The sequence below is a fragment of the Sphingopyxis sp. Root1497 genome (assembly GCF_001427085.1).
Classification (GTDB): domain Bacteria; phylum Pseudomonadota; class Alphaproteobacteria; order Sphingomonadales; family Sphingomonadaceae; genus Sphingopyxis.
Genome location: NZ_LMGF01000003.1, coordinates 887,866 through 908,788, shown reverse-complemented (window position 1 = coordinate 908,788; position 20,923 = coordinate 887,866). Strand labels below are relative to the sequence as shown.

20 protein-coding genes are annotated in these 20,923 nt (G+C 66.0%); 12 read left to right on the top strand and 8 right to left on the bottom strand.

Translation table 11 applies throughout. The features are described 5' to 3' along the window. The first annotated feature begins 6 nt into the window (after positions 1-6). A complete protein-coding gene (locus ASD67_RS07695) occupies positions 7-891 on the top strand; it encodes a hypothetical protein (protein ID WP_056345597.1) in 885 nt (294 codons plus the stop codon). Here the strand turns inward: ASD67_RS07695 and ASD67_RS07690 are convergent. After that, complete coding sequence (locus tag ASD67_RS07690) at positions 888-1,706, bottom strand: SDR family NAD(P)-dependent oxidoreductase (RefSeq protein WP_056345594.1); 819 nt, start codon at positions 1,704-1,706, stop codon at positions 888-890. The two genes, ASD67_RS07695 and ASD67_RS07690, sit on opposite strands and share 4 nt — an antisense overlap. Before the next feature lie 120 nt (positions 1,707-1,826). Here ASD67_RS07690 and ASD67_RS07685 point away from each other — a divergent pair, with 120 nt between their 5' ends. Together ASD67_RS07685 and ASD67_RS07680 are read left to right on the top strand one after the other, a co-directional pair. After that, complete coding sequence (locus ASD67_RS07685; protein WP_056345592.1) at positions 1,827-3,362, top strand: M20/M25/M40 family metallo-hydrolase; 1,536 nt, start codon at positions 1,827-1,829, stop codon at positions 3,360-3,362. Positions 3,363-3,372: 10 nt separating this feature from the next. Then, positions 3,373-3,828: a VOC family protein gene (locus tag ASD67_RS07680; protein WP_056345589.1), complete on the top strand. Its 456-nt coding sequence runs from the start codon at positions 3,373-3,375 to the stop codon at positions 3,826-3,828. Between the two features lie 105 nt (positions 3,829-3,933). Here ASD67_RS07680 and ASD67_RS07675 read toward each other — a convergent pair whose 3' ends face one another. Further along, on the bottom strand, positions 3,934-5,115 hold the full coding sequence (locus tag ASD67_RS07675; RefSeq protein ID WP_235535605.1) for a DUF481 domain-containing protein: 1,182 nt from the start codon (positions 5,113-5,115) through the stop codon (positions 3,934-3,936). A gap of 132 nt (positions 5,116-5,247) precedes the next feature. On the opposite strand from ASD67_RS07675, the gene ASD67_RS07670 reads away from it, so the two are divergent. Continuing rightward, the gene (locus ASD67_RS07670; RefSeq protein WP_056345586.1) at positions 5,248-5,523 is read left to right on the top strand and encodes a hypothetical protein; all 276 of its coding nucleotides are present in this window, start codon (positions 5,248-5,250) and stop codon (positions 5,521-5,523) included. Here ASD67_RS07670 and ASD67_RS07665 read toward each other — a convergent pair. The 6 genes from ASD67_RS07665 to ASD67_RS07640 form a co-directional block, all read right to left on the bottom strand. Next, positions 5,495-6,475 carry a TraB/GumN family protein gene (locus tag ASD67_RS07665; protein ID WP_235535604.1) on the bottom strand — a complete coding sequence of 327 codons (981 nt, stop codon included), beginning with the start codon at positions 6,473-6,475 and terminating at the stop codon, positions 5,495-5,497. The genes ASD67_RS07670 and ASD67_RS07665 overlap by 29 nt on opposite strands. Next, on the bottom strand, positions 6,472-7,614 hold the full coding sequence (locus ASD67_RS07660) for an MBL fold metallo-hydrolase (RefSeq protein WP_082544898.1): 1,143 nt from the start codon (positions 7,612-7,614) through the stop codon (positions 6,472-6,474). Before ASD67_RS07660 ends, ASD67_RS07665 begins: the two co-directional genes overlap by 4 nt. Positions 7,615-7,617: 3 nt before the next feature. Continuing rightward, a complete protein-coding gene (locus tag ASD67_RS07655) occupies positions 7,618-8,277 on the bottom strand; it encodes a DUF1013 domain-containing protein (protein ID WP_056347151.1) in 660 nt (219 codons plus the stop codon). 232 nt (positions 8,278-8,509) lie between these two features. Further along, positions 8,510-9,133 (bottom strand): glutathione S-transferase family protein, encoded by a 624-nt coding sequence (locus ASD67_RS07650; protein ID WP_056345583.1) that lies wholly within the window; start codon positions 9,131-9,133, stop codon positions 8,510-8,512. 27 nt (positions 9,134-9,160) lie between these two features. Continuing rightward, positions 9,161-9,619 (bottom strand): MaoC family dehydratase, encoded by a 459-nt coding sequence (locus ASD67_RS07645; RefSeq protein WP_200937990.1) that lies wholly within the window; start codon positions 9,617-9,619, stop codon positions 9,161-9,163. Positions 9,620-9,702: 83 nt separating this feature from the next. After that, entirely contained in the window at positions 9,703-10,704 is a 1,002-nt protein-coding gene (locus ASD67_RS07640) for an NAD(P)H-quinone oxidoreductase (RefSeq protein WP_082544897.1), read from the bottom strand. Between the two features lie 106 nt (positions 10,705-10,810). Between ASD67_RS07640 and ASD67_RS07635 the strand changes: the two genes are divergently transcribed. The 8 genes from ASD67_RS07635 to glnA all read left to right on the top strand — a co-directional run bounded on the left by ASD67_RS07635 (position 10,811) and on the right by glnA (position 20,596). After that, entirely contained in the window at positions 10,811-11,008 is a 198-nt protein-coding gene (locus ASD67_RS07635; RefSeq protein ID WP_056345577.1) for a DUF1192 domain-containing protein, read from the top strand. A 32-nt stretch (positions 11,009-11,040) separates the two neighbouring features. After that, entirely contained in the window at positions 11,041-11,307 is a 267-nt protein-coding gene (locus ASD67_RS07630; RefSeq protein ID WP_056345575.1) for a hypothetical protein, read from the top strand. A 298-nt stretch (positions 11,308-11,605) separates the two neighbouring features. Continuing rightward, complete coding sequence (clpA, locus tag ASD67_RS07625) at positions 11,606-13,951, top strand: ATP-dependent Clp protease ATP-binding subunit ClpA (protein WP_056345572.1); 2,346 nt, start codon at positions 11,606-11,608, stop codon at positions 13,949-13,951. Between the two features lie 225 nt (positions 13,952-14,176). Continuing rightward, positions 14,177-15,244 (top strand): hypothetical protein, encoded by a 1,068-nt coding sequence (locus tag ASD67_RS07620; protein ID WP_056345568.1) that lies wholly within the window; start codon positions 14,177-14,179, stop codon positions 15,242-15,244. Between the two features lie 51 nt (positions 15,245-15,295). Then, positions 15,296-16,135, top strand: coding sequence for a type I methionyl aminopeptidase (gene map / locus ASD67_RS07615; RefSeq protein WP_056345566.1), 840 nt, complete (start codon positions 15,296-15,298; stop codon positions 16,133-16,135). A 222-nt stretch (positions 16,136-16,357) separates the two neighbouring features. Next, complete coding sequence (locus ASD67_RS07610) at positions 16,358-18,544, top strand: PQQ-dependent dehydrogenase, methanol/ethanol family (RefSeq protein ID WP_056345563.1); 2,187 nt, start codon at positions 16,358-16,360, stop codon at positions 18,542-18,544. Positions 18,545-18,772: 228 nt separating this feature from the next. Further along, positions 18,773-19,111 (top strand): P-II family nitrogen regulator, encoded by a 339-nt coding sequence (locus ASD67_RS07605; protein ID WP_037518110.1) that lies wholly within the window; start codon positions 18,773-18,775, stop codon positions 19,109-19,111. Positions 19,112-19,183: 72 nt separating this feature from the next. Next, positions 19,184-20,596, top strand: coding sequence for a type I glutamate--ammonia ligase (gene glnA / locus ASD67_RS07600; RefSeq protein WP_056345560.1), 1,413 nt, complete (start codon positions 19,184-19,186; stop codon positions 20,594-20,596). Positions 20,597-20,923 lie beyond the last annotated feature (327 nt).

The window sequence follows — 20,923 nt, the reverse complement described above, 5'->3', positions numbered from 1 at the left end:
GCGGCCATGAGCCGCTTCCCGATCTGGTTCACCGTCGCCATCGGCGTCGCGGCGCTGTTCTTCCTCGCCGTGCCCTTCGGCCCCGGCACCAGCACCGGCGCGCGAGCGTTTTTCTCGATTCTGATGGGCGGCCTCATCACCGGCGGCGCGGCGGTGATCCTGTCATTCCTCCGCGACCTCGCCGGCCTGGCCCGTCGCTGCGCTGCACCGCAGCCGCCGATCGTCCCGCGCGCGCCGCCGCCCGACCTCTCGCCCGCGCGCAAAGCGGCGGTGCGCAAGACCGTGGCAGTCCTGGCCGCACATGACCTCTTCGCGCCCGAAACCCCCGATCCCGCGCTCTTCTTTCCCGGCGTCGCCGACATGGACGAGAGCGTGAAGCCCGACACCGTCCTCGCCGCGCTCGGCGAACTCGACCATTATCATCCCGGCACCGACCCCGCGCGCTTCATGGCCAATCTTGCGATGCTCGATGCGAAGACCGAGCAGGATCCCGATTATCTGCGCGGGCAAATCGCCGACCTCGAACGGCTCGCGGACGGGGCGCTGCGGATATCCGACGTCGTTATCGACGCCGTCTGGCCGCCAGCCGAGCGGATCATGCCCGTCCGCATCTCCCTGACCGTGAACGGCGCGCCGCTCACCATCGCTTATGACGGCGACGTCAAATATGCGAGCAGCCACATCCAGCACGCGCTCGCGCTGCACCTCGATGCCGCCAAGGCCGGCCGCCGCTTCGCCTGGTTGTGGACCGATCAGGGCGCATGGATCGCGGCCCTGCCCGACGGCGCGGTCGAGGCGCTCAATGCCGCGCTCAAGCTGAAACCGCAGGGCCGCTGCGTCTGGGAATGGGTGAGCGACGCCAAACCCTTTGCGGCGGGCGACACGCCCTAGTCGCGGCGCTTCACCGCCGCGCCGCTTTCGATCACCATTTGCACGTCCATCGCTTCGTCGCCTTCCTCGCGCGGCGCATAATCGGCGAACGCCGCATAGGCCTCGGCCCAGCGCTCCTCCATCCGCACGACATTATAGGGGTGGCTGACGAGATAGAATTGCCCCGCCTCCATCTGCGGCACGATCCGCGCCGCAAAGGCATCGGCATCCATCGCGGGTTCGGCATGGCGCGTCATGTCGGACTTGACCCAGCCGGGGATGATCACGCCGACCTCGATCGCGGACGACACCTCGTTCCGCAGCATGTCCATCAGCCCCAGCACCGCATGCTTGCTCGCGACATAGGCCCCGCCCTTCACGCGCACCGCGTTGAACAGCGCATTTTCCGACGCGGTGGCATAAATCCCGGCCGGAAGCCCGTCGGCCTGAAAACGGCGCCCGAAGCTGCGGATACAGTTCCACGCCCCCCAGAAATTGACCTCGAACAAGGCGCGCGCCGCCGCCGGATCGCAATCGATCACCGATGCACGCGGCCCGCCGATCCCGGCGTTGGCGATGATCGCATCGGCGCGGCCATGCGCCGCCCAGGCGAAGTCGGCGAGCGCCTCGACCGAAGCTGCATCGGTCACGTCGCCGACGAAGGCACGCGCATCGATGCCAAGCGCCGCCAGCGCCGCCGCCGCCTCGGCCAGCCTCGCCTCGCGCGGTTCGCACAATATCAGCTTCGCCCCCGTAACCCCGAGCCGCTTCGCCAGTGCAAAACCGATCCCCGTCGCGCCGCCGGTGATCACGACGCATTTGCCAGCAAAATCCATCGCTCGGCCCTCCCTTGCGGATCAGGCTAGGCTCGCCCCGCGTCGATCGTCAATCGCCGGCTTGCCTTCCACGCCAGTTCGTCCAGACTTGCCGGGGCCAAACCGCATAGGGGACGCAGCATGGATTTCCGCACCTTCGACCGCTTGAACCGCCGCGACCTGATTCGCGGCACCACGATGCTCGGCGCCGGCGCCATGCTGATGCGCCCGCTGCCCTCGCTCGCCGCGACCGGCCCGATGGCCGGCATCCGCAAGGCGGCGGAAGCGGGCAAGGAAGCCTCGATCAAGCGACTACGCGACTGGATCGCCCTCCCCTCGATCGCCGCCGAGAACCGCAACATGCCCGAGGGCGCGGCCTATATGGCCGAACTCGCGCGCGACGCGGGCTTCACCAATGTCGAGATCGTGCCGACCGACGGCCATCCCGGCGTCTTCGGCACGATCCACGTCGGCGCCAAACGCACCCTCGGCATCTATTTTATGTACGACGTCAAACAGTTTGACCCCGCCGAATGGTCGTCGCCGCCGCTCGAGGGCAAGTTCGTCGCCAAGGAAGGCCTCGGAACCGCGATCGTCGGGCGCGGTGCGACGAACCAGAAGGGCCCCGAAGCCGCCTTCCTCGCCGCGCTCCACGCGATCCGCGCCGCCAAGGCGACGCTGCCGGTCAACATCGTGCTGATCTGCGAGGGCGAGGAAGAGATCGGCTCGCCGCATTTCCGCCAGGTCGCGACCAAGCCCAATGTCCTCGCCGCGCTCAAGAAATGCGACGGCATCTTCATTCCCTTCCCGTCGCAGGACAAGACCGGCGCGGTCGACGTCAACCTGGGGTCGAAGGGGATCATCGAACTCGAACTGGTCGCGAGCGGCGAGAAATGGGGCCGCGGGCCGAAGGGCGACGTGCATAGCAGCCTGAAGGCGATGATCGACTCGCCCGCCTGGCGGCTGGTGCAGGCGCTACAGACGCTGGTCACCCCCGACGGCAACACCCCGGCGATCGAGGGCTGGTTCGAAAATGTCCGCCCGCTCACCGACCGCGAAAAGACGCTGATCCGCGAAGCCGCGAAGGGCGCCGACGAAGCGGCCGAAAAACAGGCGCTGGGGGTCCAGACCTGGATCGACAATCTCAGCTATGACGACGCGCTGATCCGCCTCGCGCAGGAACCGACGGTCAATATCGAGGGGCTGGTCGCGGGTTACACCGGCCCCGGCGGCAAGACCGTGCTGCCCGGCCGCGCGGTCGCCAAGCTCGACCTGCGCCTCGTCCCCAACCAGACCCGCGCCGAGGCCGAAAAGAAGCTGCGCGCCCATCTCGACAAACATGGCTTCGCCGACGTCGAGATGAATGTGTCGGGCGGCTATGATCCGACCGAGGTCGCCGAGGACAGCCGCCTGATCCGCACCGAACTCGCGACCTACAAAAAACTCGGCATCGCGACCAACATCAACGCGCGGCTCGCGGGCAGCTGGCCCGGCGCGACCTTCACCGCGCCGCCGGTGTCGATCCCGGCGGGCCATTTCGGCACCGGTCATGGCGCGGGCGCGCACGCACCGAACGAATATTATCTGATCGATTCGACCAACCCCAAGGTCGCGGGGCTGGTCGATGCGACGATGGGCTTCGCCGAATTCCTCTACACCCTCGCCGCCATCAAATAGGAAGGGGCAAATGACCGACCTCACCGGCGTCGCGCACGTCATCCTGACCGCGGGCGACTTCGCCCGCTCGACGGCTTTCTGGCGCGACGTCATCACCTATCTCGATCTCAAGATCGTACTCGACAGCGACGCGATGCTCTATGGCGTCGGCGGGCGCACCGCGATCGGCATCCGCACCGGCAGCCCCGAGAACGCCGGCAAGCGTTTCGACCAGGGCGCCCCCGGCCTCCACCACGCCTGCTTCCGCCTGCGCGACCGCGCCGCGGTCGATGCGATCCATGAATTCCTCAAGAATCGCGGCGACATCGTCTTGGTCCACGGCCCGCAGGAGGAACCCTGGGCGCCCGGCTATTATTCGATCCTGTTCGAGGACCCCGACGGCATCCGCATCGAGTTCAACCATGTGCCGGGGGTCGGGTTGCTGGCGGAGGGCGAGACCATCGGCGGGGCGGAGGTGTTCGACTAGCTGGCCGTTCTCGCACTTCGTCATTGCGAGGAGCAAAGCGACGCGGCAATCCAGCGTGGCATAATCCGCCCTGGATTGCTTCGCTTCGCTCGCAATGACGCTGACCTAAAACCCGTACACCAACGTGAATCGCGTCTGCGTATCGACGCTCTCCACCCCCGGCGGCGGGCTCGAATCGATCTGTGCCGAATAGGCGATCCGTGCCGACAATTTGCCGCTCAGCTTGGCGTTGAGCGAGGTCAGCGAACTGGTCGAGCTGTTTGCCTCGCCGACGACGGTCGAGGCGACCTGCGTCAACCGCAGCGTCGGTGACAATTGCCAGCCGAAGTCGAGTCCGGCGAGCGCGGTCAGTTCATTGTCGATGTCGCCGCGCACGAAATCGGTGCGCCGCCATGCCGGCCCACCCTTCAGGCTGAGTGCCACCGACTTGCTGTCGATCAGCTTGTAACCTAGCCCGCCCGACAGGTTCCAGCGGCTGTCGTAGCCGAGGATGCGATCCTTCTCCCAGCGCCCCAGCCCATAGACGAAGCCGCGGTCGCTCAGCCGGTATTGCGGCTCGACTTCGCCGAGATAACGTTCGATCGAGGTGCGGCCGTTGGTACGCTGATAATCGGCCTGCAACCGCAATTTGTGCGTCCAGTCGATCCCCTTGCGCGCTAGCGCCAGCCCCGCGCTCAGCCCCGCCGATTTGGTGTTGCCAGTGCTCAGCGATCCGCCGATCTGCCCCTCGCCCTTCCAGTTTTCCCAGAATTTCGCCGCCGCCAATTTGGCGCGCGCCGCCGCCGCCGCTTCGTCCTTCAGCCGTTGCCGTTCGGCGCGATAGGCGACGACCCGCGCGTCGATTTCCGCCGCATCGTCGGGATTGGCCGCTTTCGCCAGCTTGGCGACGGCTTCGACATCGGCGTCCTTGCCGCTCGCGATGGCCGCGGTCAGCATGTCGCTCACCGGATTGGGCGGCACCACCGCGGGGTTCGCGCTCCGGTAATAGGCGATCAGCGCGTCGATCTCGCCCCGGCTGCCCGGATTGGTCCTGCGGGCGAGCCTGACCACCGCTTCGACATCGCTGTCCTCGCCGCTCGCGAAGGCGGCGTCGATCATCGCGCGCACCGCATCGGGCAAGGGCGGGTCGGGGTCCATCAGCATCAGCGGGAGCGGTTCGACCAGCAACGGGTCGGCGAGCGCCGGGTCGGGCTGGAGCGGCATCGCGGGATCCTGTGCCGCATGCGCGGGCGAAATCGCAAGGGCGAGCGGCAGGCAAAGCGCGGCCAGTCGGGGGAGAGAGGTCACCGAAGACGTCCTTCGCTTGGGGGCAGAAGCCGGGTTCGTTCGACCGATCGCGCGGGCCTGCGCACGTTCGATGGCGCCCTATAACCCGAAAGTCGCTGGCATTTCCACCCCGGCTGTCCCATTTGCAAACCTATGTGGATCGCGATCATCGCCATTTTCGGCGCCGGCATCGGCAATTTCGCGATGCACCGCGCGTTCATGGAAAGCGACGACCCGTTGGTGCAGGAGATGCTCCGGCCGTTCACCGACAAGGTCGGGCCGAATATCACCTATGTCTTCGAGTTCCTGCTACTCGTCGGCGCGATGGCGATCGCGACGCGCAACTGGTTCACCGGGCTGCTGCTCTACGGCCTCTACACCATCTTCAACGCGATGGCGTTCAGCTGGGTGATGCACCGGCCGAAATAGGCGCGGTCCACGCCGGCCCGACGATCGGCAGGCCCTGCGCCCGCAGCCGGTCGAGCACCCCGTCGGGTTCGGCGAGCACCAGCAACGGCACCACCGCCAGCGTCACGCCGGGCTTCGCCGCCGCATCGCTGATCGCGCCGACCCACTGCTGGCGCAGCGCCGGGCCGAAGCCGTCGTTGGTCCACGGCCAGCAGCGCCCGAGTGCCCTTTCGAGCGGATTGGCCATCACCGCTGGCACGTCGAACTCGGTCCACGCCTGCCCGCGCGCGGCGACGATATCGCCGCCGGCCTCGGTCGCCGTCATCGCCGCGTCGAGGCAGGGGATATGCGTTGCGGGTGCCGCCGCGAACAGATTGTCGAGCATGTCCTCGCCGCGCATCTCGCCCACCGGCTGCGCCGGAATGTCGGCGCGGTTCGCCGCCTTGCGGACGATATCGGACGCGTCGTCGGCCGTGTCGCGGTTGAAGGCGAGCCGCTTGGCGAGCAGATCGAACGCGGTCATCAGGAAATTCTTCTGCGCATAATCCTGATCGAACCGCGCCTCGAGCGCCCGCAGCCGCGCGATCTGATGCACGTCGAGATAGTCAGCGGCGACGCGACCCTTGGGCAATTTGGTCAGTCCGCCACCCTTGAAGATCAGCCGCAATATGTCGCCCGGCGACACCTTCGCCTTGGTCCCCAGGATGACCCGCTGCGCGCGCTCGGTCGCGCCCTCCAGTCGCTCGGGACGCCATGGCGTCGCTTTCGGCACGTTGCGGATTTCGCCGACCAGGATCACCGCGCCCGTGGGCGTCTTGATCGTCCACATCGGGGCGCCCGACCGGCGCGCGGTGACGACGATCTCGTCGGTGATTTCGCCTGTCGCGGCTGGGCCGGCGGCTGGCTCCGCCGCCATCGCATGCGGCGCCGTCGCCGCCAGCAGCGCGGCGATCAGAACGCCGCGCGCCGTCACGCGACGCCGTGGTACCACCACACCCCGTCGCGATCCTCACGCTGGACGCGCCCTTCGACCTCGAGCCGCTTCAGATGCGCGAGCGCCTCGCCGGTCGCCATGCCCAGCTGGTCCGGGCCGATCGGGCGGTTGAACAGCAGCGGGAAGGACTCCACCGCGCGCATCGGCGCCTTCGCGATCGCCTCGGCCAGATTATAGAGCCGCATGCGATGCTCGTCGCGCAGCGCCATCAGCCGGACGTGCAATCCCTTGAACGGTTCGCCATGCGCAGGGCAGGTCAGGACGTCGCCGGGCACCGTCGCGATCAGCTTGTCGATCGAATCGAGCCATTCGCCCAGCGGATCGGCACCGGGTTCGGTGATGTTGATCGACACGTTCGAACTGATCCGCGGCAGCACCTGGTCGCCCGACACCAGCACGCCCTCGCGCTCGTTCCACAGGCACGCATGCTCGGGGCTATGCCCCGACCCGACAACGACGCGCCACTGGTGCGCGCCCATGTCGAGGACATCGCCGTCCTTGATCCGCTGGTAGCTGCGCGGCAGCGGATAGACCATCAGGCCGAAGCGGCCCCAACCCTCGCTCTTCTGCCGCTCGATCGCCGCCTCGTCCCAACCGGCGGCGCGCGACTGCGCCAGCGCCTCGTCGGGCGCGGTATCGCTGGTGTCGCCGACGATCATTCGCGCGGTCAGCATCTCGCCGCGCGTCATCCACAGCTGGACGCCCTTCTTCTTCGCGATCCAGCCGGCAAGGCCGATATGGTCGGGGTGCAGGTGGGTGCCGATAACGCGGGTGATCCGCGTGTCGGCAAGCGCGCCGGCATAAAGCGCCTTCCACGCGTCCGAACAGATGGTCAGGCAGACGCCGGTGTCGACCACCGCGACGCCGTCCCCTCCGTCACTGGCAGCATCGTCGAGCAGCCAGCTGTTGATATGGCCGAGCGAGCCGGGCATCGGGATGCGTGCCCAGCGGATTCCCGGCGCGATGCGGATCGTCTCGCCCACCCCCGGTGCGGCGTCGCCCCATGGATAGGTCAGCCCGGCGCGGCTCGTCGCGGTGAAACTGTCGTCCTGGGTCAGCGAGGCGTCCGGCGAACCGCTGGCCGCCGGAATACCCTCTTCGTCACTGACCGACGCCACGCCTTATGCCGCCGTTTCGTCGTTCGCGGCGGCAAGCGCGGCTTCGCTGGCTTCCTCCGCGGCGCGCAGCTCGTTCGCGGCGATGCGCTCGGCGCGCAGTTCCTCGAGCAGCGCCTCGCGGTCGCCCTCGAAACGATTGTCGGTCGGCGCGGCGATACCGGCCTTCTTCGCGGCCTTGGCGACCAGCGCATCGAGTTCGCGCTGCGAACAGAGGCCGAGCGTCACCGGGTCCTTGGCGACGATGTTCGCGCTGTTCCAGTGGCTGCGGTCGCGGATCGCGCCGATCGTGTTGCGGGTGGTGCCGATCAGCTTGCCGATCGCGCCGTCCGAAACCTCGGGATGGTTCTTCAGGATCCAGGCGATGCCGTCGGGCTTGTCCTGGCGCTTGCTGACCGGGGTATAGCGCGGGCCGCGGGTGCGGCGGATCGTGTCCTGCGCCTGCTTGCTCATCTTGAGCTTGTAGTTCGGGTCGTTCTGACCCTTTTCGATCTCGTCCATCGACAGTTCGTGCGCGCGAACCGGATCGCGACCGGTATATTTGGTCGCCGCGGTTTCGTCGGCGATCGCCTGCACTTCGAGGATGTGGATGCCGCAATAATCGGCGATCTGGACGAAGGTGAGGCCGGTGTTGTCGACCAGCCAGGCGGCGGTCGCATGCGGCATCAACGGGGTGGCGTCGGGGTTGACCATGACTGCTCTCCAAAAGCGCAAATAATAAGGGCCGCCCCTCGCGGGGCGGCCGGACATTGGCAGCGGCTATATGCCGGTTTCGAAAAAGGGGCAAGTGCGGGGATTGGCGGGGCAGATGTCGGACTTGGAGCGGTTTCCAGACCGCCCTCCATTTCCGTTCGTGTCGAACGGGATTTATCCGCAACCGTCCGATACGGCCTTCCCACTAATCCCCCATCGCCACAAACCCCGGCTCGCCCTCGATCCGCGCGATCCACGCCTGCACCGCCGGATAGTCCGCCAGCGCGAAGAACCCGCTGTCCTCGGCAACATGCGTGTACGCATAGAGCACGATATCGGCGAGCGTCAGCCCGGCGCCGACCAGCCAGTCGCGCGCCGCCAGATGCCCGTCCATCAACGCCAGCGCCGCCGCCCCCGCCTCGCGCTTCCCCGGCAGCAGCGCGCGCTGCACATCGCTCAGATTCGCCTCGCCGATCCACTTCATCCAGAAACGCAAGGTCGCGACATTGGGTTCGTGATTATATTGTTCCCAGAACATCCAGTGCAGCATGTCGGCACGCGCGAAGCGATCGTGCGGCACCAGATGTGTGCCGTCGGCGAGCCAGAAACAGGCGGCATTGCTTTCGGGCAGGAATTTGTCGCCGATCTGCAGCACCGGGATGCGCCCGTTCGGGTTGACCTCCGCCAGAAACGCAGGCGTCCGCGTCTCGCCCGCGATGATATCATATTCGCGCCGCTCGATCGGATAGGCAAGCAGCGCCGCGGTCAGCCGGATCTTGTAGCAATTGCCGCTCGCCGCATATTCGTGAAGGATCGGTCTCTCGCTCATAATGCCCCCAAGGCTCTTTCCGCGCGGCTAAGTGGCCTGGCGCGCCGGTATCTGGATCAGGTTGACAAAGGACATCGCCACCGCGCCGTGCTGGTTGGTCACGGTCATCAACATGGTCAGGACCCCTCGATCGGGTTTGCTGTCGGACCGCCGAACATCGATGATTTCGCGCCGGATCGACAGCAGATCGCCCGGCCGCACCGCGCTCCGCCACTGCAGGTCGTCGACCTTGAGGCCGAGCAGCGGCGTGTCGCCGAAGGGCGCCGAATCGACGAATTCGCGCATCACCACCGCAGCGACATGCCAGCCGCTGGCGATCAGGCCGCCAAAGCGTCCCCTGGCCGCTGCCTCGGCATCGACATGCATCGGCTGCGGGTCATATTCGCGGGCGAAGCGGATGATGTCCGCCTCGGTCATCTCGATCGGACCGCCAGTCCAGACCTGCCCGATTTCAAGGTCTTCGAGAAAGAGCGAATGCGCAGCCAAAATCATCTCCGGAACCGATGCCCCCGCACCCGCTACGCCGGGTGATGGGTCCCGTCGCTTCTGTCAACCGCAGGCGCGGCGGCCTAGCCCACCGTCAGCACGATCTTCCCGACATGCGCGCCCGCCTGCATCCGCGCGTGCGCCGCGGCGGCTTCGGTGAGCGGGAAGGTTTGGTCCATCGCGGGCTTCCACGCGCCCTCCGCCAGGCGCGGCCACAATGTGCGGTGGATTTCGTCGGCCAGCGCCGCCTTGAAGTCGGCGCTGCGCGCGCGCAGCGTCGATCCGGTCATCGTCAGGCGGCGGCGCATCAGCTGGCTGATGTCGATCTCGACCTTCGCCCCGCGCTGGAAAGCGATGGTGACATGGCGCCCGTCGTCGGCGAGGCATTCGAGATTGCGCGGCACATAGTCGCCGCCGACCATGTCGAGCACCGCATTGACGCCCTTGCCGTCGGTGAACGCCTTCACCGCCGCGACATAGTCGTCGTTCGAATAATCGACCGCCAAGTCGGCGCCGAGCGCGGTCGCCGCGGCGCATTTGTCGGTGCTGCCGCAGGTCACGATCACCTTGATGCCGAACAATTTACACAGCCCGATCGCGGTGGTGCCGATGCCGCTGGTGCCGCCATGGACGAGTACCGTCTCGCCCTCCATCACCCAAGCGCGTTCGAACAGATTGTGCCACACGGTGAACACCGTTTCGGGCAGCGCCGCCGCCTCGGCCATCGAAAAGCCGTTCGGCACCGGCAAACAGCTGCCCGCCGGCGCGGTGCAATATTCGGCGTAACCGCCGCCCGCGATCAGCGCGCACACCGCCTGCCCCAGCTGTTCGGGATCGCCCCCCGGCCCGACCGCGACGATCGTCCCCGCGACCTCCAGCCCCGGCAGGTCGCTTGCTCCGGGCGGCGGCGGATAAAAGCCCATGCGCTGCAGCACGTCGGGGCGGTTGACCCCCGCCGCGGCGACGCGGATCAGCACCTCGCCCGGTCCCGGCCGCGGCACGGGGCGCGTTTCGGGCACCAAAACTTCGGAGCCGCCCGGCGCGCTTATCGCGATGGCGGTCATGCTTTCCGGCACGCTGGTCACGTCTTGGTCCCCCTGCTTCCCACAGGCGCGCCTTATTGACAGCGCGGGGCGGCGGGTCAACAACTTCGCCGCCAATCAAGAGGATGAGGACAAAAGGATCCGGGCGATGGACGACGACAACGAACCCCGCCGCCACGACGATGTGCTGGCGGCGCTGACCAAACAGCCGCTCGACCCCTTGTCGGTCGACGAACTGAACGACCGCATCGTCGTCTTGCAGGAAGAGATCGAACGGACGCGCGCGCGGATCAGCTTTGCGACGAGCCACAAGCTGAGCGCCGACGCCTTGTTCAAGAAAAGCTAGCCGCGCGGCCCGGACTCCCTCCATAAGGCGCCATGGATTTCAACGACCAGCTGACCCGCTATTTCGGCACCGCCGACCTTGCGGCGATCCACCCCGAGGCGCTCGCCGCGGGCACCGAACGCATGCGCGTCGATTTCGGCCTCGAAACCAACCCCGGCCGCCGCTTTGCCTTGTGGGCGTTGATGCACATGCTCGGCGTCGCGCCCGACCTCGATGTCGCGTTCAAGGACGCGGGCGAGCGCGATCTGGCCCGCGATTTCATGGATATGGTCGACCGGGCGGGTGAGGATGACGGCTGACCACCGGTTGCGGGCATAANAGCGGTGGTGGAGGGGCCGCGGCCGCGCGCCAGTCTTTGACGGCGTCGGCCCCTCCGTCAGCCCTACGGGCTGCCACCTCCCCATCGCTGCGCGACAGGGAGGATCGGCAAGGTCCGCTTCCCACCCCAATCCCCAACGCCGCGTTAACCATATTCCAACCCCGATCTGCGCAAATTCGTGGCACCGACCGCTTTTCCCTTGCAGGCTGGCGGCGGCGTCGCCACCTTGTGTCTATCGGGCGGGCCTCTCCCCGGCTTGTCCCCAAGGAGATAAGCCTATGCCGTCCTTTTCGGAGAGCCTCGAAAAGACCCTGCACAATGCGCTGAAGGCGGCTTCCGAGCGCCATCACGAATATGCGACGCTCGAGCATCTGCTCTACGCGCTGATCGACGACGATCATGCCGCCGAAGTGATGCGCGCCTGCGGCGTCGCGCTCGACGACCTGCAATCGGCGGTCGTCCATTATCTCGACACCGAACTCGACAGCCTGAAGGTCGAAGGACACAGCGACCCGTCGCCGACGAGCGGATTCCAGCGCGTCGTCCAGCGCGCCATCCTGCACGTCCAGTCGTCGGGCAAGGATGAGGTGACCGGCGCCAACGTCCTCGTCGCGCTCTTCTCCGAACGCGAAAGCTATGCCGTCTATTTCCTGCAGCAGCAGGACCTGACGCGCCTCGACGCGGTCTCCTACCTCAGCCACGGCGTCGGCAAGGGCGGCAAGCCCTCGCCGCAGGCCGAGCCCGAGGAAAAGGAAGAAACGAAGGACAAGGCCGACGCGAAGAACAAAAAAGAGACCGCGCTCGACCAGTTCACCGTCAACCTCAACGAAAAGGCCAAGGTCGGCAAGGTCGACCCGCTGATCGGCCGCACCGCCGAGGTCGATCGCACGATCCAGATCCTTTGCCGCCGGTCGAAGAACAACCCGCTTTATGTGGGTGATCCCGGCGTCGGCAAGACCGCGATCGCCGAAGGTCTCGCGCGCAAGATCATCGAAGGCGACGTGCCCGAGGTGCTGCTGCCCGCGGTCATCTATTCGCTCGACATGGGCGCCTTGCTCGCGGGCACGCGTTATCGCGGCGATTTCGAGGAACGGCTGAAACAGGTCGTGACCGAACTCGAAGGGCTGCCGCACGCGATCCTGTTCATCGACGAGATTCACACCGTCATCGGCGCAGGTGCCACTTCGGGTGGCGCGATGGATGCGTCGAACCTCTTGAAACCCGCACTGTCGGGCGGCGTGATCCGCTGCATCGGCTCGACGACCTACAAGGAGTTCCGCAATCACTTCGAAAAGGATCGCGCGCTGCTGCGCCGCTTCCAGAAGATCGACGTGATCGAACCGAGCCTCGAGGATACCAAGAAAATCCTCGCCGGGCTGCGCAGCGCGTTCGAGGCGCATCACCAGGTGCGTTATACGCAGGATGCGATCAACGCCGCGGTCGACCTGTCGGCGCGCTACATCAACGACCGCAAATTGCCCGACAAGGCGATCGACGTGATCGACGAGGTCGGCGCGATGCAGATGCTCGTCGCTCCGTCGAAGCGCAAAAAGACGATTACGGCGAAGGAGATCGAGCAGGTCATCGCGACGATGGCGCGCATCCCGCCCAAATCGGTGTCGAGCGACGACAAGGCGACGCTCGCCAATCTCGAAACCGACCTGAAGCGCGTCGTCTTCGGTCAGAACACCGCGATCGAGGTGCTGTCGTCGGCGATCAAGCTGAGCCGCGCGGGCCTGCGCGATCCCGAAAAGCCGATCGGCAACTATCTGTTCAGCGGCCCCACCGGCGTCGGCAAGACCGAGGTCGCCAAGCAGCTCGCATCGATCATGGGCATCCCGCTCCAGCGTTTCGACATGTCCGAATATATGGAGCGCCATTCGGTCAGCCGCCTGATCGGCGCGCCTCCGGGCTATGTCGGTTATGATCAGGGCGGGCTGCTCACCGATGCGATCGACCAGAATCCGCATTGCGTGCTGCTGCTCGACGAGATCGAAAAGGCGCATCCCGACCTGTTCAACATATTGTTGCAGGTGATGGATCATGGCCGCCTGACCGATCATCACGGCAAGACCGTCGATTTCCGCAACGTCATCCTGATCATGACGACCAATGCCGGCGCCAGCGACATGGCGCGCGAAGGCATCGGCTTCGGCGCCTTCACCCGCGAGGATGTCCAGGAGGAAGCGGTGAAGAATCTCTTCACTCCCGAATTCCGCAACCGCCTCGATGCGATCGTGCCGTTCGGTTACCTGCCGCCCGAAGTCGTCGCGCGCGTCGTCGACAAGTTCATCCTCCAGCTCGAAATGCAGCTCGCCGACCGCAACGTCCATATCCAGCTCGACGAAGCCGCACGCGAATGGCTGACCGGCAAGGGCTATGACAAGCTGTACGGCGCCCGCCCGATGGGCCGCCTGATCCAGGAAAAGATCAAGCAGCCGCTCGCCGAGGAACTATTATTCGGCAAGCTCGTCCATGGCGGCGAGGTCAAGGTGAAGATGAAGACCGGCGACGATGCCAAGGTCGGCAACCCGCTGACCTTCGAAATCGTCTCGGCGCCCCCCAAGGCGACCAAGGCGAAAGCCAAGCCTAAAGCCGACAAGGCGAAGAAGGAAGCCGAATAGCGACCGAAAACGCCCTCCCCTCAGGGGAGGGCAGCGAGACTTGGACCGGCGTAGCCGGGCCGTAGTAGCAGCGGGTGGGGGCCATCGACCTTGCACAAGGCCGCTGGCCTCCACCCCAACCCCTCCCCTGAAGGGGAGGCGCTTGATGCTTGGTTCGCGTTAAACGGATCGCAACCCCCCGCTGCTATGCTCGCCGCTCCTGACAATGGGGGACCGGGGCAGACGATGACGACACAATTGCAGCAATGGCTGGGCGAAGCGAATATGCTCCGCGAATTCGACCGCTGGTTCGACAGCGTGATGCGCAGCGGCAATTTCGACGAACTCGACGCCTTCCTGACCGAAGAGCTGCTCGCGCATGTCCATCCGATCACCTCGCTCTGCCTCGCGCGGCCGCTGTCGGCGGTGCGGGTCACCGGCTGGGACGAACTCGCCGCCGATGTGCTGCGCGACGAGGAACGCCACGCCGCCGCAGGCCCCGTCACCGCGATCGGTGTCGACCTGTCGGCGCACTGCGAACCCGACGACGACGCCTGGCAGCTCGAAGTCAATTTCTACGACGATGAGGCCTTCCCGTTCGGCGACGGCGACCTTACCGACATCAACGCCGCCGCCGCCGACACCAGCACGCCCTGGCAGGGCGAGTTCCGCGACATCGTCAACAGCCTGACCGTCGTCGGGCTCGGCCGCATCTATCGCGCGATCTCGGCCAATGCCCCCGGCCGCATTCCCTTCGGCGAACCCGCGCCGGTCGATGTCGTCGCCGACCGACTCGGCCGCTATTTCATCACCCTGCGCTTCCATCAGGCGCTCGTCCGCGACGCGACGAACGAGGGTCTGCCCCGCCCGATGGTGCTGCTCGGCGGCGCGCACGACGTCGATCCATGGTATGAAGCCGGCTATTGGTGCGAAACCGCGCACGCCGGCGACGACAAGATCGCCTCGATCCTCGACGCGCGCGACGAGGCGAACCGGGCGCGCTTCCAGGCCGAAACCGAAATGAAGATCGCCGAATGGCGCGACCGCCGCAACGTGATCACGCGCCGCCAGCTCCGCGCCGACAAGCAGCAGGCGTTCATCGACCTCAGCATCGCGCAGGACGCGATGTTCCACAGCATCACCGGCCTCGGCGACGGCCGCCCGTCGCACGAGCTGTCGGACCATGAATATGAGATGCTGCTCTATGCCTGGCAGCGCCAGCGCGCCGAAAAGATCGGCGACGACCCCGACGCGATCGCAATTCCGGAAGCACCGCGCGGCGGATTGTTCGGGCTGTTCAGCCGGGCGTCTTGACGCGGGGCGGCTGCTCTCGCTTTTTCCGCCCTCCGCGCCTATATCACCGGCATGTACGACTATGTCTCCGTGACCACCCGCGAGCCCGGCGCGACCACCCCCGTGCGCGACGGCACGATCAAGCTGCACGATGCGGCGGGCTTCGACGGGATGCGCAAGGCGGGGCGGCTGTCGGCCGAAATCCTCGACGCGCTCGTCCCCTTCGTCCAGCCCGGGGTGACCACCGGTGCGATCGACGACCTCGTTCGCACGATGATGCTCGACGGCGGTGGTATTCCGGCGACGCTCGGATACCGCGGCTTCACCCACAGCTGCTGCACCAGCATCAACCATGTTGTCTGCCACGGCATCCCCGACGACAAGCCGGTGCGCGACGGCGACATCGTCAACATCGACGTCACCAGCATCATCGACGGCTGGCACGGCGACACCAGCCGCATGTATCTGGTCGGCGATGTCCCGATCAAGGCGCGACGGCTGGTCGAGGTCACCTATGAATGCCTGATGCTCGGCATCGAGCAGGCGAAGCCCGGCAACCGCATGGGCGACGTCGCGCATGCGATCCAGACCCACGCCGAAAAGCATCGCTATTCGGTCGTCCGCGATTTCTGCGGCCATGGGCTGGGACAGATGTTCCACGACGCCCCCGAAGTGGTCCACGCCGGCCGCCCCGGCACCGGCCCCGAACTGCGCCCCGGCATGTTCTTCACCATCGAACCGATGATCAACACCGGCAAATATGCGGTGAAGATGCTCGCCGACGGCTGGACCGCGGTGACTCGCGACCGCTCGCTTTCGGCGCAGTTCGAGCATAGCATCGGCATTACCGAGACGGGGTGCGAGATTTTCACCGCCAGCCCGACGGGCCTCAACGCCCCGCCCTGGCAGTAAACCGCTAAGCCGTTCCCCGGCGAAGGCCGGGCCCCAGAGCGTTACAAGGCAAGCCGGCTCCATTTCGCTCTGGACCCCGGCCTTCGCCGGGGAACACCCTCCCGCCCGGCTCAGTTGCCCCACCCCCTCCCTCACCCCCCATTTTCCCGCTTGCACGCTCCGCCCTTCGGGCGCAGTCTTGACGTTAACGTCAAGCATAGGCGTCGAACGGGAGAGCATGGGATGGCGAAACGGGTCTTTTCGGTCGCGCTGCTGGGCGGCGCGCTGCTGGCATTGGCAGCATGCAACGCATCGAAGAATGAGAGCGCAAGCAGCGGCGGATCGCTCGACGCGGCGGAACAGGCCAGCGAGACCCTGCTCAAGACCGGCGGCAATGGCGACGACTGGGGCGCGATCGGTTTCAGCTACGACGAACAGCGGTTCAGCCCGCTCACCGACATCAACGACAAGAATGTCGGCCAGCTCGGCGTCGCCTGGACCGCCGATCTCGACGATGCGCGCGGGCAGGAGGCGACCCCGGTCGTCGTCGACGGCACCCTCTATGTCAGCCACGCCTGGTCAAAGGTCAGCGCCTGGGACGCCGCGACCGGCAAGCTGCTGTGGAAATTCGACCCCAAGGTCCCTGGCGAACGCGCGGTTTCGGCCTGCTGCGACGTCGTCAATCGCGGCGTCGCCGTCTGGGGCGACAAGCTGTTCGTCGGCGCGCTCGACGGCCGCCTGATCGCGCTCGACCGCAAGACCGGCAAGGAACTATGGTCGACGCAGACCTTCGACACGTCAAAGCCTTACACCGTCACCGGCGCCCCGCGCGTCGTGAAGGACATGGTGCTGATCGGCAACGGCGGCGCCGAATTCGGGGTGCGCGGCTATGTCACCGCCTATGACGCCGACACCGGCAAGGAACGCTGGCGCTTCTACACCGCACCGAACCCCGAGAAGAAGGCGGACGGCGCGGTCAGCGACGACATTTTCGCGAGCAAGGCCAACGCGACCTGGTCCGACAAGGGCGAGTGGAAGGTGTCGGGCGGCGGCGGCACCGTGTGGGACGCGATCGTCTACGACAAGGATCTCGACCAGATCTACCTCGGCGTCGGCAACGGCAATCCATGGAACCACGGCGAGCGCTCGAACGGCGAAGGCGACAACTGGTTCCTCTCCTCGGTCGTCGCGCTCGACGCGTCGACCGGCAAATATAAATGGCATTATCAGGAAACCCCGGCCGAGACGTGGGATTATACCGCGACCCAGCCGATCATCCTCGCCGAGCAGGCGGTGGGCGGCAAGCCGACCAAGGTGTTGTACCATGCGCCGAAGAACGGCTTTTTCTTCACCATCGACCGCACCAGCGGCAAACTGATCGATGCCAAGCCCTTTGTCGACGGGATCAACTGGGCGACCGGCTACGACATGGCGACGGGCCGCCCGATCGAGAATCCCGAGGCGCGCTTCTACAAGACCGGCAAGCCCTTCATCGCGATCCCCGGCGCGCTCGGCGCGCACAACTGGCACCCGATGAGCTACAACCCGGCGACGGGTCTCGTCTACATCCCGGCGCAGCAGATTCCGCAAGGCTATCTCCAGGACATGGACGAGCTCGACAAGCGCAAGGTGCTCGGCTTCAACGTCGGCACCTCGCTCAACAAGACGATGCTGCCCGACGACAAGGCCGCCTTCCGCGCCGCCATCGCCGCGACCACCGGCCGCCTCGTCGCCTTCGACCCGCGCACCGGCAAGGTCGCCTGGGCGGTCGATTATCCGGCGGCGTGGAACGGCGGCACGATGACCACCGCGGGCAACCTCGTCTTCCAGGGCACCAGCACCGGCCGCTTCCGCGCCTACACCGCCGACACCGGCAAGCAGTTGCTCGACCTCGACATGCAGTCGGGGATCGTCAGCGCGCCTTCGACCTTCCGCGTCGGCGGCGTCCAATATGTGGCGTTCATGACCAGCAAGGGCGGCGCCTTCCCGCTCGTCGCCGGGGTTGCCGGCGGCGTCACGCGCAAGGTGCCGAACATCCCGCGCCTCGTCGTCATGAAGATCGGCGGCACCGCAAAGCTCCCCGCCCTGCCCGCGGCGGCGGCGCTCGCCTGGAACCCGCCGGCGCAGTTCGGCACCGCGGCGCAGGTCGCGGCGGGCAAGGCGCATTTCGGGCGCTATTGCATGGTCTGCCATGGCGACAGCGCGATCGGCAACGGCTTCACCCCCGACCTGCGCGTCTCGGGCCTGCTGGGCAATGCCGATGCGTGGAAGGGCGTGATCATCGACGGGGCGCTCAAGGACAACGGCATGGTCAGCTTCGCCAAGGTGCTCACGCCCGCCGATGCCGAGGCGATCCGCGCCTACGTCGTCGACCGCTCGATCTGGACCAAGGCCAACCTCGCCGACACCGCGGCGCCGATGGGACGCTGATCTGCCGCTTTTTTAGGCAGCAACATAGCGCCGCTGCCCACCCCTTGGGCAGCGGCGCAATTTGCTTTCAAAATTCTTGCTGAAACCCTGCGATTCGCCAATTGGCACGGCTTTTGATTGGTGCAAGATGGCGGGACACCGCACCGACTCGACGGCGAACCGGACAGGCCGACCTGATCCGGCTCGATGCGCAAGGGGCGGCGGCCAGCCCAAAGGGGGACGAGAAGCGTGAAGAAGATTGAGGCGATCATCAAGCCGTTCAAGCTCGACGAAGTGAAGGAAGCGCTGCACGAAGTGGGTGTCAGCGGCATCACCGTCACCGAGGCCAAGGGCTTCGGTCGGCAGAAGGGTCACACCGAGTTGTATCGCGGCGCCGAATATGTCGTCGACTTTCTGCCCAAGGTGAAGCTCGAAGTCATCGTCGAGGATTCGATGGCCGAACGCGTGGTGGAGGCGATCGCCGCCGCCGCGCAGACCGGCCGCATCGGCGATGGCAAGATCTTTGTCATTCCGGTCGAAACCGCGCTGCGGATCCGCACCGGCGAACGCAACGAGGACGCGCTCTAAATTCTCCGCACTTTTCGAAAACCCGAAAACCCCCGGCACGCCGGACCATTTCGCAAGAAGGAAGCATAGACGATGGCTACGAAGCCCAAGGATATCATCGCGCGGATCAAGGAAAACGACATCGAGTGGGTCGACCTGCGCTTCACCGACCCCAAGGGCAAGTGGCAGCACCTGACGATGGTCGCCTCGGTCCTCGGCGAGGACGAACTCGAAGACGGGCTGATGTTCGACGGCTCGTCGATCGAAGGCTGGAAGGCGATCAACGAATCCGACATGATCCTGATGCCCGACCTCGACGCGGTCTATGACGACCCCTTCTCGGCGACCCCGATGCTCGTGATCTTCTGCGACATCGTCGAACCGTCGACCGGCGAAGGCTATGCCCGCGACCCGCGCACCACCGCGAAGCGCGCCGAGGCCTATGTCGCCTCGACCGGCATCGGCGACACCGTCTATGTCGGTCCCGAAGCCGAATTCTTCATGTTCGACGACGTCCGTTTCGAAACCGGCTACAACAAGTCGGGCTTCGAGATCGACGACATCGAATTGCCGACCAACACCGGCCGCAGCTATGAAGGCGGCAACCTCGGCCACCGTCCGCGCGCCAAGGGCGGCTATTTCCCCGTCGCGCCGGTCGACAGCGCCGTCGACATCCGCGCCGAGATGGTCTCGACCATGCTCGAACTCGGCCTGCCGTGCGACAAGCATCACCATGAGGTCGCCGCGGCGCAGCACGAACTCGGCCTGACCTTCGGCACGCTGACCGAAACCGCCGACCGCATGCAGATTTACAAATATGTCGTCCACCAGGTCGCCCATGCTTATGGCAAGACCGCGACCTTCATGCCCAAGCCGATCAAGGACGACAACGGCAGCGGCATGCACACCCACATCTCGATCTGGGAAAAGGGCAAGCCGCTCTTCGCCGGCAACGGCTATGCGGGCCTCAGCGACATGTGCCTCTATTTCATCGGCGGCGTCGTCAAGCATGCCAAGGCCTTGAACGCCTTCACCAACCCGACGACGAACAGCTACAAGCGCCTCGTCCCCGGCTTCGAAGCCCCGGTGCTGCTCGCCTATTCGAGCCGCAACCGTTCGGCCTCGTGCCGCATCCCTTATGGTGCCGGCGCCAAGTCGAAGCGCGTCGAATTCCGCTTCCCCGACGCGATGGCGAACCCCTATCTCTGCTATTCGGCACTGCTGATGGCGGGGCTCGACGGCATCCAGAACAAGATCCACCCGGGCGACCCGATGGACAAGAATCTCTACGACCTGCCGCCCGAGGAACTCGCCGAAGTCCCGACCGTCTGCGCGTCCTTGCGCGAAGCGCTCGACGCGCTGCTCGCCGACCATGACTTCCTGCTCAAGGGCGACGTCTTCACCAAGGACCAGATCGAAGCCTATGTCGAACTGAAGTGGGACGAGGTCTATCGCGTCGAACAGACCCCGAGCCCGGTCGAGTATGACATGTACTACAGCGCCTGATCCACGCGATCAGCGTTGCCAAGGGGGGCGCCCGGTTCGGGGGGACCGGGCGCCCTTTTTGTTGGTGGTGCGAGCGGCGCAACGGAGAATGTCGGCGTTGGGGTGGGAAGCGGACATTGCAGCTTTCTTACTTTGTCATCCCCGCGAAAGCGGGGACCCAGAGCGTCCGTTAGCTGGCCCATCCCTGGCTTCCCGCTTTCGCGGGAATGACAATGTGAGAGATGAGGCGGCAATCGATCGCTCGCTACCGTTCCACAAGGGCCAAGCCGACAGCCCCGACCTTATTTGGTTCACCTAAAGACGCAAAGGCACGAAGAGGCTGACCCA

Coding starts and splice junctions, on each gene's coding strand:
- ASD67_RS07695 (WP_056345597.1), top strand. CDS start 7: ATGAGCCGCTTCCCGATCTGGTTCACCGTCGCCATCGGCGTCGCGGCG.
- ASD67_RS07690 (WP_056345594.1), bottom strand. CDS start 1,706: ATGGATTTTGCTGGCAAATGCGTCGTGATCACCGGCGGCGCGACGGGG.
- ASD67_RS07685 (WP_056345592.1), top strand. CDS start 1,827: ATGGATTTCCGCACCTTCGACCGCTTGAACCGCCGCGACCTGATTCGC.
- ASD67_RS07680 (WP_056345589.1), top strand. CDS start 3,373: ATGACCGACCTCACCGGCGTCGCGCACGTCATCCTGACCGCGGGCGAC.
- ASD67_RS07670 (WP_056345586.1), top strand. CDS start 5,248: ATGTGGATCGCGATCATCGCCATTTTCGGCGCCGGCATCGGCAATTTC.
- ASD67_RS07655 (WP_056347151.1), bottom strand. CDS start 8,277: ATGCCGCATGCGACCGCCGCCTGGCTGGTCGACAACACCGGCCTCACC.
- ASD67_RS07650 (WP_056345583.1), bottom strand. CDS start 9,133: ATGAGCGAGAGACCGATCCTTCACGAATATGCGGCGAGCGGCAATTGC.
- ASD67_RS07635 (WP_056345577.1), top strand. CDS start 10,811: ATGGACGACGACAACGAACCCCGCCGCCACGACGATGTGCTGGCGGCG.
- ASD67_RS07630 (WP_056345575.1), top strand. CDS start 11,041: ATGGATTTCAACGACCAGCTGACCCGCTATTTCGGCACCGCCGACCTT.
- clpA (WP_056345572.1), top strand. CDS start 11,606: ATGCCGTCCTTTTCGGAGAGCCTCGAAAAGACCCTGCACAATGCGCTG.
- ASD67_RS07620 (WP_056345568.1), top strand. CDS start 14,177: ATGACGACACAATTGCAGCAATGGCTGGGCGAAGCGAATATGCTCCGC.
- map (WP_056345566.1), top strand. CDS start 15,296: ATGTACGACTATGTCTCCGTGACCACCCGCGAGCCCGGCGCGACCACC.
- ASD67_RS07610 (WP_056345563.1), top strand. CDS start 16,358: ATGGCGAAACGGGTCTTTTCGGTCGCGCTGCTGGGCGGCGCGCTGCTG.
- glnA (WP_056345560.1), top strand. CDS start 19,184: ATGGCTACGAAGCCCAAGGATATCATCGCGCGGATCAAGGAAAACGAC.